The organism is Sulfurihydrogenibium subterraneum DSM 15120 (assembly GCF_000619805.1).
GTDB lineage: Bacteria > Aquificota > Aquificia > Aquificales > Hydrogenothermaceae > Sulfurihydrogenibium > Sulfurihydrogenibium subterraneum.
The window spans coordinates 175,105-188,803 of sequence record NZ_JHUV01000010.1 but is presented as its reverse complement, the minus strand read 5'-3'; the positions used below and the strand labels follow the sequence as shown (position 1 = coordinate 188,803).

The following is a 13,699-nucleotide window of genomic DNA, read 5'->3' as shown; positions in this document are numbered from 1 at the left end:
ATGAGCTGGATAGAGAAGGAGTTTAATTTAAAAGGTATAGCAACAGATGTTAACACTTTTGAGTGGGAAGAAGAAGATTGGGTTAACAAAGCTCCCGTTGTCCTAACAAAAGTAGCAAAAAGACCGGGAGGATTTACCCTTTATATGAAATCGCTAACCCAAGAGCTTGAGTGGTACTTTTCAAAAGGACTTACAAACATCTTTTTTAAAGATGATGGAAAAACATTAAGAATAGAGCACGAAGATGGAACTTACTATGTTGATTTACAACCAAGCCAAGAACTTTACGAATTTTTAAAAGAGTTTATTCAGGAGGAAGAGAATGTTTGATTTGGTTTTAAAAAACTGCTACATTTTAACGATGGATGAAAACTTTACAGAGTATAAAAATGGCTATATAGTCATAAAAGATGGAAAAATTGCAGAAGTAGGAGAAGGAAAGTCAGAGTTTGAAGCTAAAGAAGTAATAGACCTAAATTCTAACGTTGTTTTACCGGGATTGATAAACACCCATACCCACGCAGCTATGACATTACTTAGAGGATACGGAAGTGATAATCCTTTAAAAGTGTGGCTTGAGCAGTACATATGGCCAGTAGAAGGAAAGTACGTCAGTTATGAGTTTGTAAAAGATGGGACAGATTTGGCTTGTTATGAGATGATTAGAAACGGAATAACTTGTTTTGTAGATATGTATTTTTATGAAGATGCAGTTGCCCAGTCTGTGAAAGAAGCAGGTATGAAAGCTGTTTTAACAACGGGGATACTTGACTTTCCAACACCAGCAGCAAAAACTCCAGAAGAAGGAATACAAAAAACAAAAGATTTTATAATACAATACAGAAATGATAATAATGTATTTCCTGCCATTGGACCTCACGCACCTTACACTTGTAGTCCAAACACTCTAACAAAAGCTATGGAAGTTGCTTTAGATTACAACGTTTTATATCACATTCACGTCTCAGAGACTATTAATGAAGTAGAAGATATAAAAAACAGATATGGAAACACACCAGTTAAACATCTAAATAGTATAGGTGTTTTAAACGAAAGAGTCTTAGCTGCCCATATGGTTCACCCTACAGAAGAAGAGATAGAAATTCTATCAGAAAAGAAAGTAAAGATAGCCCACTGTCCAGAAAGTAATCTAAAACTTGCATCAGGAATAGCACCAGTTCCTAAAATGTTAGAAAAGGAGATAGTTGTATCCCTTGGAACAGATGGAACAGCTTCAAACGATGATTTAGACTTGATAGGAGAAGCATCTACAGCTGCAAAACTTCATAAAGGTTATAATCTCAATCCTACAGTCTTACCTGCAAAACAAGTTTTAGCAATGATTACAAGACAAGCAGCAAAAGCAATACTAATGGAAGATAGAATTGGAAGTATAGAAGTAGGAAAAGATGCAGATATTATTGTTATAGATGTAAATCAGCCTCACTTACAACCTCTTTTTGACCCATACACTCAAATAATCTACTCTGGTAAAGGTTTAGATGTTAACACTGTAATAATAAACGGAAAGGTTGTAATGAAAAATAAAGTAGTTCAAACAGTAGAAAAAGATAAAGTATTATACATAGCTAAAAAATGGAGAGAAAAAATAATAAATGGTTAAAAAACTAGTAATCCTCGGCATTGTATTAGCTTTATTACTAACAGGTTTGTTTTTTTATAAGAAAAATAATAGCTATCAAACCTATAAAGTAGAAAAAAGACAAGTAGTTAAATCTATCTATGCATCTGGGTACATAGATACATCAGATTTAGTGGTAGTAAAGTCAGAAGTATCAGGGTATGTTGAAAAACTTTATGTAAAAGAAGGAGATACTGTAAAAAAAGGTCAGCCGATAGCTAAAATATCAAACCAAACCATCTTTGAAAACATAAAAGACATAGACTATCAAATATCTTCTATAAAAGAAAAACTTTTAGAAAACTCAGCTTTTCAAAAAGAGAACCAAGCTCAGATAGAGATAAAAAAACAGGTTTACGAAAATGCAAAAAAAATTTACGAAAGAAGAAAAGCTCTCTTTGAAAAAGGTCTTATATCAAAAGAACAGTTTGATGAAGTTTCAAAAAACTTAGAAGTTGCAGAGAAAGACTATAAAAAACAGGTTGAATTTTATAAAGACACCATTCAAGACCTTAACTTTCAGCTAAAAAGTCTATCTGCAAAAAAAAGCTCACTCGAAAAAGAGCTTGATAAGTACATAGTAAAATCTCCTACTGATGGTAAAGTTTTAAGAAAATTTTTAAACGTGGGAGATTACGTAAACTCTATGACTCAATCTAACCAGATAGTCTCTATAGGAAATCCAAACAAAATAGAAACAGTTTTACTTGTTGATGAAGAGTACATTCCAAAAATAAAGGAAAGTATGGAAGTTTTAATTAAGTTAGACTCATACCCAGACAAAGTTTTTACAGGAAAGATAAAAACTATAGATCTCCAATCAGACAGAAACTCAAGGACTGTTAAAGTTAAAGCAGATGTTAATTATGACCTACCAATTGTTGTAAATATGACAGTAGAAGGAAACATAATTCTATCAAAAGAAGAAGGTATTTTCATACCAAAAGAGTTTATTTCAGAAGGTAAAGTTAAAATTCTTCAAGGAAGTAAAGTAAAAGAAGTAGCCATACAGACAGAAAGTGAAGATTATAACGGATATGTAAAAGTTTTAAGTGGATTGAAAGAAGGCGATACGCTGGTTATCGGAAAATAAAATGTATCATGTAATTTTTCTATCGATAAAACTTATGTTTGAAAGAAAAAGACAGACCTTTGTATCAATAATGGGCGTTTCTATAGGAGTTGCAGCCTTTATAGTTATGGCATCTTTAATGAACGGTTTTCAAAAGTACTTTATAGAACAAGCAATAGACCTAAACGCCCATATTACCTTAAAAGTAAAACCAGATAACAACCCCCAAGAAATAGTAAAACTTTTCTTTGGTAAAGATACCATCGCAAAAGTTTACGGCTACAAACCTAAAGAAGAAAAAGACAAAATAACAGACTACAAACACATAATAGAAAAGTACAGCTCAGATAGTAATATATTAGGCGTAGCCCCCCACCTTACAAGTCAAGTGATAGTAAGATACGGAACTATAGAAAAAGCTGGCAGTTTAATAGGAATAGACCCTATCTTAGAGAGAAAAGCTTCTGTAATAGACAAGTTTATAACAAATAAAAGATCAGATGACTTACTTTCAGACAGAAACGGTGTTATACTTGGTAAACTTCTTGCAAAGGACTTAGGTGTTAACGAAATTAGAAAAAAAGTTATACTTACAACCCCTAACGGCAATCGTCAAATATTTAAAGTAGTTGATTTTTTTGAGTCAGGTATAACAAGCTTAGACCAAACAAGAGTTTATATAAATTTAAGAACGGCTCAGGCTATATTAGAAAAACCCAACGAAGTTAACGAGCTTATATTTAAAATAAAAGACGTAAACATGGCTGAAAGACTTGCAAAGAAAATACACATCGAAACTGGTTATTATACAGAAAGTTGGCAGTACGCATACAAAAACTTCCTTCAACTTTTTAAAATACAAAATTACATAACCTATATGATAGTTTTTGCAATATTGGTTGTTTCTGCTTTTGGAATATTTAACATAATAATGATGACAGTTATGGAAAAGAAAAAAGATATAGCAATTTTAAAAGCTGTAGGGTACGAAGAGAAAGATATTATAAAAATTTTCGTTTATCAAGGATTTATAGTTGGACTTTTTGGTTATTTTATCGGTAGTGTTTTAGGCTACAGCATCCAAGAGTGGTTGTCTTCTATTAAAATAGAAGTAGAAGGGTTAGTTAGGGCAAAAGGTTTTATATTAGACAGAAGTGTTGTTTATTTTATCTATGGCTTTTTCTTTTCTTTAACTTTTTCTGTTTTAGCATCTTTTTATCCTTCTTACAAAGCATCAAAACTAAATCCTGTTGATATATTCAGGAGTGGTTGATGGAGATTCTATCAGTTAAAAACATAGAAAAAGTAATAGGTCAAGAAAAGATATTAAAAAACATAAACCTTTCTGTAAATAAAGGAGAGTTTTTAAGTATAATAGGACCATCAGGGTCTGGGAAAAGTACGCTACTTTACATACTTGGACTTTTAGATAGTCCTACAAAAGGAGAAGTAATTGTAGAAAACCAAGTAATTTCTTTTAAAGATAAAAACAAATTGGCAACACTTAGAAATAAAAAGTTTGGCTTTGTTTTTCAATTTCACTACCTTATAAATGAGCTTACTTTAGAAGAAAATGTTATGGTTCCTATGTTAAAGGCAAAGGTAAATAAAAATGTTGCAAGAGAAAAAGCTAACATTTTACTTGAAAAATTAGGCTTAAAAGGAAAAGAAAATAGAAAGCCTTATCAAATATCAGGTGGAGAACAGCAGAGAGTATCTATTGCAAGAGCATTATCTAACGACCCAGACATTTTAATCGCAGATGAGCCAACAGGTAATCTAGACTCAAAAAATACCGAAAAAGTAATGGAAATATTTAAACAGATAAACCAAGAAGGAAAAACTATTGTGATGGTTACTCACGAAATTGATTTAGCAGAAAAAACTGACAGAATAGTTAAGATGAAAGATGGTCAAATTGTAGAAGAAATTCTATTAAAATCTGATATAATAAAATGAAAAAACGGAGATAAGCCGTGGATATAACAACGATTGGTGGTATAATTGCAGCATTAGTATTATTTGCTGTCGGAGATATCTTAGAAGGTGGAAATCCTGCAGGGCTTATACACATATCATCTATCATAATCGTTGTACCTACAACTCTTTCAGCTGCTGCAGTTGCAACAAAACAAAAGTATGTAGCAGCTGCATATAAAGAACTTAAAATAGTTTTTGGAAATCCACAACTTAATCCAGAAGAAACTTTAGATCAGATAATAAAAATAGCAGAAAAAGCAAGAAAAGAAGGAATCTTATCAATAGAAGCTGAGATAGGAAATATAGATGACCCATTTTTCAGAAAAGGACTTCAGATGTTAGTTGACGGATTAGAGCCAGAAGTAATCAGGGAAAGGATGGAGCTTGAAATCGCAGAGATAGAAGAGTATTATGAAGGAGCTGCAAAGTATTGGATAACTGCAGGAGAAACTACACCTGTTTTTGGTCTTGTCGGAGCTGTTATGGGACTGATACTCGCTCTAAAAAGACTTGAAAACCCTGTAGAAATGGCAGAAGGTATTGCAGGAGCTTTTACTGCAACTGTTACAGGTATTGTATCTTCTTACCTTCTATTTGGACCTTTTGGTCATAAAATGAAGGCAAAATCGAAAGACATAGTAAAAACTAGAGAAATGATATTAGAAGGAATAATTGGAATAGCTTTATCTAAAAACCCTAAAATGCTTAGAGAACAACTTTTAATATATACTGGAAAATCCGAAGAACAAGGTAAGTAATGGCTAAAAAAAAGAAACACGAAGAACATGGAGCTGGAGAGAGATGGGCTGTTCCCTATGCAGACTTTTTAAGCCTACTTCTTGCTTTATTTATAGCACTTTTTGCAATTTCAACCATAGATAAAAAGAAACTTGCATCGTTTGTAGAGGCAATATCAGCTGCATTTAGTTTTAAACCTATATCAACTTCTGCACCACCATCTATTATAGAAGGTGTAGGTGTAAAACAAAAAAGAGAAGATACAAAGAAAAAGATAAAAGAAAAGGTAGAACAGATAATAAAAAAGCTAAACCTTGAAGGAAAAGTTCAAGTAGAAGTAATACCTATGGGAGTTAGAATAAGAATATTAGATTACATACTTTTTAACCCTTGTAGTGTAGAAATAAAAAAAGAGTATCAAGAACTTTTATCTTCTATTGCTGAAGTTATAAAAGAAGCCAACTTACCTGTTGAAGTTGAAGGACATACAGACAATATCCCTCCTTCTGGGAGCTGTATGTATCCGTCTAACTGGGAGTTATCTGCTGCAAGAGCAGCTTCTGTTGTAAGATTCTTAATACAGTCTAAAAACCTTCCTCCTTCAATGTTTACAGCAGTAGGGTATGCAGACACAAAACCAATAGCACCTAACACTTCTGAAATAGGAAGGTCAATGAACAGAAGGATAGAGATAAACCTTATCACAGGAACAGACAAAGAAGATGAGTATAAAGAAAAAATAAAAACAGAAAAGGTAGAGATAAATGAAGAAGTTAGACCGAATCTTGAAGCTGTTGGAAAATCAAATAAACAATGATACTTATAAACTTTTAGAAACTAGAAAGAATATCTTTGAAAAAAACATGTATAAAGAAAATTTACTTAATCAGCTTCATAATACAGAAATATCTACAATAGTGGAAAGTATAGCTGACCTAAAAATAAAGATTAACTACATAAACTTTTTACAAAAAAAGTTAGAAGAGATACAAAATCAGTTAAAAGACCTATACGAGGAAGAGACTAAAATTATTGATAGTATAAAAGAAAAAAATGCATATAAAAAAGCGTTAGAGAAGTACATGTATAAGAAACAACTACAAATGGAGGTAAAAGCTCAATTTGAAGAAAGTATCAAAAATTCAGATATTTACAATAGGAATTTTAGCAACTATAACAGTTAGCTACTCTCAAGAAAAAGAGATAAAAACAGAGTTAGATAAACTTATAAAAGTTAGGAACGAAATAAAAGAAATGTATGAAAAAAATCAAGCATTACTAAACCAAATTAAAAAAGAAAAGGAAGATTTAGAAAATCTTAAAAAACAGATTGAAGAGTCTCGAAAGAAGATTAATGAAGAGAGGTATAAAAAATTAGCCAAGATATTTGAAAAAATGGATCCAGAACTTGCAGGAGAAAAGTTTTCTAAAATGGAGTCAGCAGAAGATGCAGCTTATATACTCTACAATATGAACGAAAAGAAAGCAGCTGCGATTTTAAACAACACAGATCCTGTTATGGTTAACAAAATTGTAAAGATACTTTCAGGTTTAAAAAGGCAAAACCCTTAAAATTATTTAACCTCTACTTGTACTTCTTTTTTCTGTTTCTTCTTAAAGTTTAATTTAGAAAATTCTTTTTCATTTATTTTCTTTTCAACAGGAACAACAATTTCCTGTTTTTTTACTTTTTTCTCTTTCCCGTATGAAGTGTAAAATAACACAGCAATTGTTAAAAAACCTATCAAAAATTTACTTTTCCTCAATTTCAACCTCTACAGAGTTTTTAGGTAAAAGCTGGTATTTTATGTAATATTTCTTAGTATCAACCATTATATCTAATCTTACATTGTGGTCAGGTTCTTCAAAGAATACAATTTTACCTATGATTTTATTCTTAATAGTTATATCTTTTTCATACTTTTTCACTTCATAATCAAGGTCTCTTTTAGAAAAAATTATTTTTAATGAAGTTCCATTTTCTGTTGAAGATAATTCTACCAATCTACCGATAGTACCAATTTCAGGGGGAAATTTTAATTTTACTGATGTTTTTTCTTTATTCTTTGGAGTTTCTTTGATTTCTTGTTTTTTCTCTTGTTTTGTTTCTTGTTTTATCTCCTTCTGTGGTTTTTCAGTTTGGATTGGTTTTGAAGACCCTTCTAATTCAGGGTATATAGATATAGTTTCACTTTTTGTATATATAACATCTACTTCAGCAACTCCATCAGAGAAAGCTTCCTTTGGAACTTTATTTGGTATTAAATCTCCAGTTCCAGATGTTTTAAGTATTACATCTTTACCTATTTTATCGTAAACTTTTATTAACCTTCCTTTTGTATCGTAAGCTTTTAATTTTATCTTAAATGGTTTTCCTACTTCCAACTCTAAAGGCATTTCTATATCTATTTTGCTTATCTCTTGTTTTTCAGGTTGGATGATTTTAGAAGCTACTTTTTTGTCTATATATTTGTCTATAACCTCTATACTAAACTCCTTTGTTAGATAAGGTATTATTTGATACTCATAAGTTTCCCCTATAAAATCATTGATGTTAACTTCTTTTGATGTTCCATTAGCAGTTATAGTAAATGATTGATTTAAATGATATTTTGTTATTACAGGATTTCCTTCTTTATCGTAAAAAGAAACTTTTACTGTATATGGATATCCTGGTAAAAATGTATCAGGTGAAGTTATGATTACAAAATCTGCTTTGTTGTTTATTACTTTAAATCTTAGAGTTGGAGTTAGAGCGTTTGTAGGTTGTACTTTTATAATAATTGGTTTTTCATTTAATAGGAATTGGATAGAGTAATCCCCTGCTTTTTTACCGTTTACCTTTAATGTAAATATTCCGCTTTTTATCTCTGTTGGATATATTTCAGATTTATCAAGAATTAAACCGTTTGATATTACCTTTATTTTATCTACCAATCCTAAGTTATTAGAAGGGTTTCCAAAAGCGTCTGTTGCTTTAAACTCTATAGTTTTAGGTTCTCCTGCCACTAAAGTATCGTTATACTTAACTTCTAAATATGTTATTTCACCAGGTTTTACCAATACCTGAGATTTTGAAATATTTATAATCAACAAAGCCATTACAAAAATAATCCTAAAAAAAACCATTTTACCCTCCAACTCAGATTATTAAAATTATATCATTTTGGCTTTTTGTTTGTAAATAACTGCAAGGATTTTTGCAACTGCTTCGTAAAAATCTTCTGGAATATAATCTCCAACTTCACAGGAAGAGTATAAAGCTCTAGCCAAAGGCGGGTCTTCTACGATTTTTACGTTGTGTTCTTTAGCAACTTCCTTTATCTTTTGAGCTATTAAATCTTGTCCTTTTGCCACAACCTGTGGAGCTCTCATCTTTCCTTTTTCATACTTTAAAGCTACGGCGTAGTGAACAGGGTTTGTTATAACAACATCTGCTTTTGGGACTTCTGCAATCATTCTTTTTAAAGCTAACTGTCTCATCCTTTTTCTAATTTCTCTTTTTATAAGCGGGTTTCCTTCGTAGGATTTTCTTTCTTCCTTTACTTCGTCCTTAGTCATCTTTAGATTTTCTTCATATTCGTATCTACGATAAAAAAAGTCAGCTATTGCAATTGGTATAGATAAAAACGCAAATGCCATTATTAGTATAATTATTGTTTTTGCAAGTATGTAAACTTGAGAGTTTATAGTTGCAGTCATATAGACCAAAAAACCATCAAGTAAATAGCTAACTATAAAGTATGATACAAACAATGCTAAGGATAGTTTTAAAATGCTTTTTACAAGCTCAAACAATGTAGAAAGTGAAAAAAGTCTTTGCAAACCTGATATTGGATTTATTTTACTGAGGTTTGGAGTTAGCGGTTTTAATGTAAATAAAAATCCAAACTGTGCTACGTTAGATATAATTCCAACGATAAAAAGTATGAAAACAAAAGGTAGTATTAACAGGGCTGAAACTTTAAAAGTAAACCATATAAAGTTATTACCGTTTTCTTCTGGAATTAGATAAAGAGGATTTGAAAATGTGTACTTAAAATAGCTTAAAAGATGTTTGTATATAAATGGAATATAAAAAACCATCACTAAAAAAACGACAAACAACGATAAAGCAATAGCAACGTCCGTACTTTTTAAGACTTGACCTTCTTCTCTCGCTTTTTGCCTTCGTTTAGGCGTTGCCTTTTCTGTCTTGCGAGGGTCTTTTGCCATAGATTACCTGCTGAGTATTTTTAATCCTTCTGTATAATATTCTACCATTTTATCAACAAAGTTTAATCCTACTTTGACAAGTAAAATACTTGAAAACATAAGAATTATAAAGCCTATCCAAATCTGAGCAGGAAGACCTATAAAAAATACGTTTATTTGAGGTATAAGTCTATTTATAAGCGCTAAAACAACGTTAAAAATAAGCAAAACAAGGATAAAAGGAAAAGCCATCTGAAATGAGAGTAAAAAAATATCTCCAGATTTTTCTATTACATATGGAAATATGCCTTGATTTATGGAAGTTTGGCTTATCGGTAAAATTTCAAAACTTTTAAATAAAGAACCTATAAGTATCTGATAAGCACCTGAAACAAAAAATAGGAAATAAAATAAAAAAACAAAAAATCCAGATAAAACAGATGTTTGACCAAAGGCAGGATTGTATATATTCATAACGGTTAAACCCATTAAAAATCCGATTATTTCTCCTGCATAAGAAAATGCAGAAACCAGTATGTTAACGATAAGCCCTAAAGATAAGCCGATAAAAAACTCTTTAACAATTAAAATAAGAAACGTTATAAGCTCTATCTGATTTACTTTAACTTGAATGCTAAACTCCAGCATAGTAAAAAAGGCAAAAGACACAACTAATAAAACTTTAACATTATGGGGAATTATAGCAGAGGATATTAAAGGAAAAGTAGAAAAAAAAGCTATTATTCTTGAAAATACAAGAGCTACTGCTATAGCTTGGTCAGGTGTTATTAAAACCATCTACTTTAATATCTGAACTATCATTTCTAAAACATGACGGGTATAATCTACTAACTTTGTAGTCATCCACGAACCAAAAATCATCAATCCTATTATAGCTGCAACGATTTTAGGAACAAATGTAATAGTCATTTCATTTATTTGAGTAGCAGCCTGAAATATACTGATAACCAGCCCAACTATAAAAATAAGAAGAATAACGGGCGTGCTTACAAGCAACGTTATTTTAAACATCTCCATAGCCAAGTTTACTGCTAAATCTATATTCATTTTACTTCCCTAAAATTTATAGCTTTGTATTAAAGCTTTTGTAAGTAATTCCCAGCCATCGGCAAGGACAAAAAGCATAAGTTTAAAAGGAAGAGAGATAAACATTGGAGGTATCATCATCATACCCATAGACATAAGTATACTGGCAACTACAAAGTCTATAACTAAAAACGGAAGATAAATAATAAAAACTATTTCAAAAGCTGTTTTTATTTCACTTATCATAAATGAAGGAATAAGCGTAGTCATACTTACATCTTCAGGTTTTTGAGGTTTTTCTTTTGATATGTCTAAAAAGAGTTTTAAATCTTCTTTTCTTGTGTTTTTTAACATAAACTCTTTTAAAGGTTGTTTTGCGTTTTCAATAGCTTGAACGTCAGATATCTGTTTCTTAAGGTAGGGTGTAAGGCTTACCTCACTTATTTTATCAAAGACTGGTTTCATTATAAAAAAAGTTAAAAATAATGCAAGACCAACTATAACTTGATTTGGAGGAGCTGTAGGAATACCCAACGCATGTCTTAGTAAGGACAAAACTATAACTATCCTGACAAACGATGTCATACTTATAAGTATAGCAGGAGCTATACTAAGTATTGTTATAAGAAGTAGAATTTTTAAAGAGGTATCTAATCTGTTAAAATTTTGCAGAGTTTCTGTAAGTAAGTCGGCTTGACTAAAATCAAAGACTATAAATAAAGAAAGTAAGACAAATAAATATTTACTCATTTTCTTTTTTTTCTAACTCCATTTCGTCAATTTTTTCAACACTTGTCTGACTGAAAGAAAATAAAATAACCTTTTTGTTAAATTCTACTGTAAAAAGCCCTTTATCTTTTCCAATAAATTTTAGATCCCTTACTTTTATATCATTTTCGTTAGAAAATCCTGAAGCGATTGGAGAGTATTTTTTTACAACAAATAATAAACCGTACATAGTGAGAATAACTATAATCAGTGAAAAAATTACTTTTACAACAATTGTAAGTTCAAACATCTTCTTTTATAAGGTCTACTATTCTTATTCCGAATTTTTCGTTTATATTTGTCATTTCTCCAATAGCAAATGGTACATTTTCCACATGTAATACAAGAAAATCCTCTATATTTTTTTCAAGAGGGATTATATCCCCCTCTTTTATATTTAGTAAAAATTCAAATGTTTTTTTAATAGTTGATACTTCTACTCTTACCTGTACTTCTACATCTCTAAAAAAAATAATATCTTCTAAAGCTATCATTTCCTAACTCGTCTGAATAATAAACTCAGTAAAGTAAACATCTTTAACACCACCCGTAGGTAATATGGCATTTATTCTTCTTATTATTTCTTCTTTAAGTCTTTCTATACCTTCGGGAGATTTCAACTCTTCTGATGTTTTAGTAAATAATAATGTATTTATAGAGTCTTTTATTTGAGGCATTCTTTTGGTTGCCTCTTCTTTCACTTTTTCATCTTGTACTTCCATTACTATTGTTACTTTTATGTATCTGTCTGCGTCTTTATCAGCTAAGTTTGCGACAAAAGTGCCTACTTCCAGCTCAACTCCATGCTCTTCAACGTTTTTAACTTCTTTTGTTACTTTTTCTGCTGGTTTCTCTTCACCTTTTGGAGCAAATAAAAACTTGTAAGCGGCAAAACCACCGCCTCCAAGTATAAGTAATAATACTGGTATAAGTATAATTATTAACTTTTTCTTCCCACCTTTTCCTTCTTCTTGTTGCTGCTCTTGTTGTTCTTTTTCTTCAGCCATTAACTACCTCTTGTTATCTTTTAATGTTCATTGCTTCTTGTAGAATTTGATCGTCGGTAGTGATAACTCTTGCGTTTGCTTGATATGCCCTCTGTGCAGTTATAAGGTTTATAAATTCTCTTGAAATATCAACGTTAGAAAGTTCTAAAAATCCACTTCTAACTTTACTTAATATTCCTCCTGGTGTGATTATAGGTGTAAAAGATTGAGTGTTTGGAAGATATAAGTTATTGCCTTTTCTAACGAGCATCTCTTTATCTTTGAAAGTTGCAACTGCAAGTCTTGCAATTAGTTCTACTTTACCGTTTGAATACATTCCTCTAACTACACCGTCTTCTGATACAGACACACCAATTAAATCTCCTTTTGCAAATCCATCTTGATTTGCATAGAAGATAAAGTCAGAAGCAACCTGTTTAACTTGGCTAAAATCAACAGTAATAGTTTGAGGAGTAGTAGCTCCGTTTGATAAGTTAATAGTTAAATTAATAGGAGAACCTGAAGTTAGTTTTCCTGTTGAATCAAACTGTAATGTACCACTTCCAACAGGGGTTGTTGTATTGTTATCTACGTAAGCTGCCACATTCCAAGTATTAGCGGCACTTTTTTGGAAATAGAAAGTTAAAGTATGAGGATTTCCTAATGAATCATAAATAGTCATAGAGTTTGCATAGTTAAATGTTGCAGGATTAGTTGGATTTATTGTTCCAGAGATTGTATTCACTCTTGAATCTAAGTTTGTAGGTTCTACAAGATTTATCTTTGTGGTAATAGATGGTAGTACAGAGTATGGAACGTTTATTTTGTCTAAAGCAGCGGATATGTTTCCAGCAGTATCTAACTTCCATCCCTGAAGCTTCATTCCATCTACGTTTACAATATCACCGTTAGCATCTAATCTAAACTGCCCAGCTCTTGTATAGTATACAGTTCCCTGATTATCTTTTACCATAAAAAATCCTTCTCCATCTAACGCTAAATCCAACGGATTAGTTGTGTTTTGGAATGAACCTTGTGAAAAATCCTTAGTTGTTAATGCAATAAACGAACCACCGCCTATTTCCATGTTTTTAGGTGTGTTATTTGCAAACGTTGTTAAACTTTTTGCCACTAAATCTTCAAATGTAACTCTTTCAGTTTTAAAACCTATAGTGTTAACGTTTGCAATGTTATCAGATATTACGTCTATCCATCTTTGGTTACCGTTTAAGCCACTTACAGCTGTATAAAATGATTGAAGCATGGCATCTA

19 protein-coding genes are annotated in these 13,699 nt (G+C 31.2%); 9 read left to right on the top strand and 10 right to left on the bottom strand.

Annotation, left to right across the window (positions count from 1 at the left end; all coding sequences use genetic code 11):
* Genes Q385_RS0105370 through Q385_RS0105330 form a run of 9 tightly spaced genes read left to right on the top strand, consistent with a single transcriptional unit; the run spans position 1 to position 7,004 of the window.
* Complete coding sequence (locus Q385_RS0105370) at positions 1–330, top strand: hypothetical protein (RefSeq protein WP_037919651.1); 330 nt, start codon at positions 1–3, stop codon at positions 328–330.
* Positions 323–1,624, top strand: coding sequence for an amidohydrolase (locus Q385_RS0105365; protein WP_028950681.1), 1,302 nt, complete (start codon positions 323–325; stop codon positions 1,622–1,624). Before Q385_RS0105370 ends, Q385_RS0105365 begins: the two co-directional genes overlap by 8 nt.
* A complete protein-coding gene (locus Q385_RS0105360; protein WP_028950680.1) occupies positions 1,617–2,735 on the top strand; it encodes an efflux RND transporter periplasmic adaptor subunit in 1,119 nt (372 codons plus the stop codon). Before Q385_RS0105365 ends, Q385_RS0105360 begins: the two co-directional genes overlap by 8 nt.
* A gap of 1 nt (position 2,736) precedes the next feature.
* Positions 2,737–3,987: an ABC transporter permease gene (locus Q385_RS0105355; RefSeq protein ID WP_028950679.1), complete on the top strand. Its 1,251-nt coding sequence runs from the start codon at positions 2,737–2,739 to the stop codon at positions 3,985–3,987.
* Positions 3,987–4,673: an ABC transporter ATP-binding protein gene (locus Q385_RS0105350; RefSeq protein ID WP_028950678.1), complete on the top strand. Its 687-nt coding sequence runs from the start codon at positions 3,987–3,989 to the stop codon at positions 4,671–4,673. The genes Q385_RS0105355 and Q385_RS0105350 overlap by 1 nt, the downstream gene beginning before the upstream one ends.
* A 17-nt stretch (positions 4,674–4,690) precedes the next feature.
* Positions 4,691–5,452: a flagellar motor stator protein MotA gene (gene motA, locus Q385_RS0105345; RefSeq protein ID WP_028950677.1), complete on the top strand. Its 762-nt coding sequence runs from the start codon at positions 4,691–4,693 to the stop codon at positions 5,450–5,452.
* On the top strand, positions 5,452–6,249 hold the full coding sequence (locus Q385_RS0105340; RefSeq protein WP_028950676.1) for an OmpA/MotB family protein: 798 nt from the start codon (positions 5,452–5,454) through the stop codon (positions 6,247–6,249). The genes motA and Q385_RS0105340 overlap by 1 nt, the downstream gene beginning before the upstream one ends.
* Positions 6,197–6,616, top strand: a complete 420-nt coding sequence (locus Q385_RS0105335; protein ID WP_156925203.1) for a hypothetical protein — start codon at positions 6,197–6,199, stop codon at positions 6,614–6,616. The genes Q385_RS0105340 and Q385_RS0105335 overlap by 53 nt, the downstream gene beginning before the upstream one ends.
* Positions 6,555–7,004, top strand: a complete 450-nt coding sequence (locus tag Q385_RS0105330; RefSeq protein WP_028950674.1) for a MotE family protein — start codon at positions 6,555–6,557, stop codon at positions 7,002–7,004. The genes Q385_RS0105335 and Q385_RS0105330 overlap by 62 nt, the downstream gene beginning before the upstream one ends.
* 2 nt (positions 7,005–7,006) lie before the next feature.
* Here Q385_RS0105330 and Q385_RS0105325 read toward each other — a convergent pair whose 3' ends face one another.
* Genes Q385_RS0105325 through Q385_RS0105280 form a run of 10 tightly spaced genes read right to left on the bottom strand, consistent with a single transcriptional unit; the run spans position 7,007 to position 13,691 of the window.
* A complete protein-coding gene (locus Q385_RS0105325) occupies positions 7,007–7,198 on the bottom strand; it encodes a hypothetical protein (protein ID WP_028950673.1) in 192 nt (63 codons plus the stop codon).
* Positions 7,185–8,561 carry a hypothetical protein gene (locus Q385_RS0105320; protein ID WP_028950672.1) on the bottom strand — a complete coding sequence of 459 codons (1,377 nt, stop codon included), beginning with the start codon at positions 8,559–8,561 and terminating at the stop codon, positions 7,185–7,187. The genes Q385_RS0105325 and Q385_RS0105320 overlap by 14 nt, the downstream gene beginning before the upstream one ends.
* 27 nt (positions 8,562–8,588) lie before the next feature.
* Positions 8,589–9,647 (bottom strand): flagellar biosynthesis protein FlhB, encoded by a 1,059-nt coding sequence (gene flhB, locus Q385_RS0105315; RefSeq protein WP_028950671.1) that lies wholly within the window; start codon positions 9,645–9,647, stop codon positions 8,589–8,591.
* A 3-nt stretch (positions 9,648–9,650) separates the two neighbouring features.
* Positions 9,651–10,424 carry a flagellar biosynthetic protein FliR gene (fliR, locus tag Q385_RS0105310; protein WP_028950670.1) on the bottom strand — a complete coding sequence of 258 codons (774 nt, stop codon included), beginning with the start codon at positions 10,422–10,424 and terminating at the stop codon, positions 9,651–9,653.
* The gene (gene fliQ / locus Q385_RS0105305) at positions 10,425–10,694 is read right to left on the bottom strand and encodes a flagellar biosynthesis protein FliQ (protein WP_028950669.1); all 270 of its coding nucleotides are present in this window, start codon (positions 10,692–10,694) and stop codon (positions 10,425–10,427) included.
* Between the two features lie 9 nt (positions 10,695–10,703).
* Complete coding sequence (fliP, locus tag Q385_RS0105300; RefSeq protein WP_028950668.1) at positions 10,704–11,423, bottom strand: flagellar type III secretion system pore protein FliP; 720 nt, start codon at positions 11,421–11,423, stop codon at positions 10,704–10,706.
* Positions 11,416–11,691 (bottom strand): hypothetical protein, encoded by a 276-nt coding sequence (locus tag Q385_RS0105295; protein ID WP_028950667.1) that lies wholly within the window; start codon positions 11,689–11,691, stop codon positions 11,416–11,418. Before Q385_RS0105295 ends, fliP begins: the two co-directional genes overlap by 8 nt.
* Positions 11,684–11,935 (bottom strand): FliM/FliN family flagellar motor switch protein, encoded by a 252-nt coding sequence (locus tag Q385_RS0105290; protein ID WP_028950666.1) that lies wholly within the window; start codon positions 11,933–11,935, stop codon positions 11,684–11,686. The genes Q385_RS0105295 and Q385_RS0105290 overlap by 8 nt, the downstream gene beginning before the upstream one ends.
* A gap of 3 nt (positions 11,936–11,938) precedes the next feature.
* The gene (locus Q385_RS0105285; RefSeq protein ID WP_028950665.1) at positions 11,939–12,448 is read right to left on the bottom strand and encodes a flagellar basal body-associated FliL family protein; all 510 of its coding nucleotides are present in this window, start codon (positions 12,446–12,448) and stop codon (positions 11,939–11,941) included.
* A gap of 13 nt (positions 12,449–12,461) precedes the next feature.
* Positions 12,462–13,691 carry a flagellar hook protein FlgE gene (locus tag Q385_RS0105280; RefSeq protein WP_028950664.1) on the bottom strand — a complete coding sequence of 410 codons (1,230 nt, stop codon included), beginning with the start codon at positions 13,689–13,691 and terminating at the stop codon, positions 12,462–12,464.
* Positions 13,692–13,699: the final 8 nt, after the last annotated feature.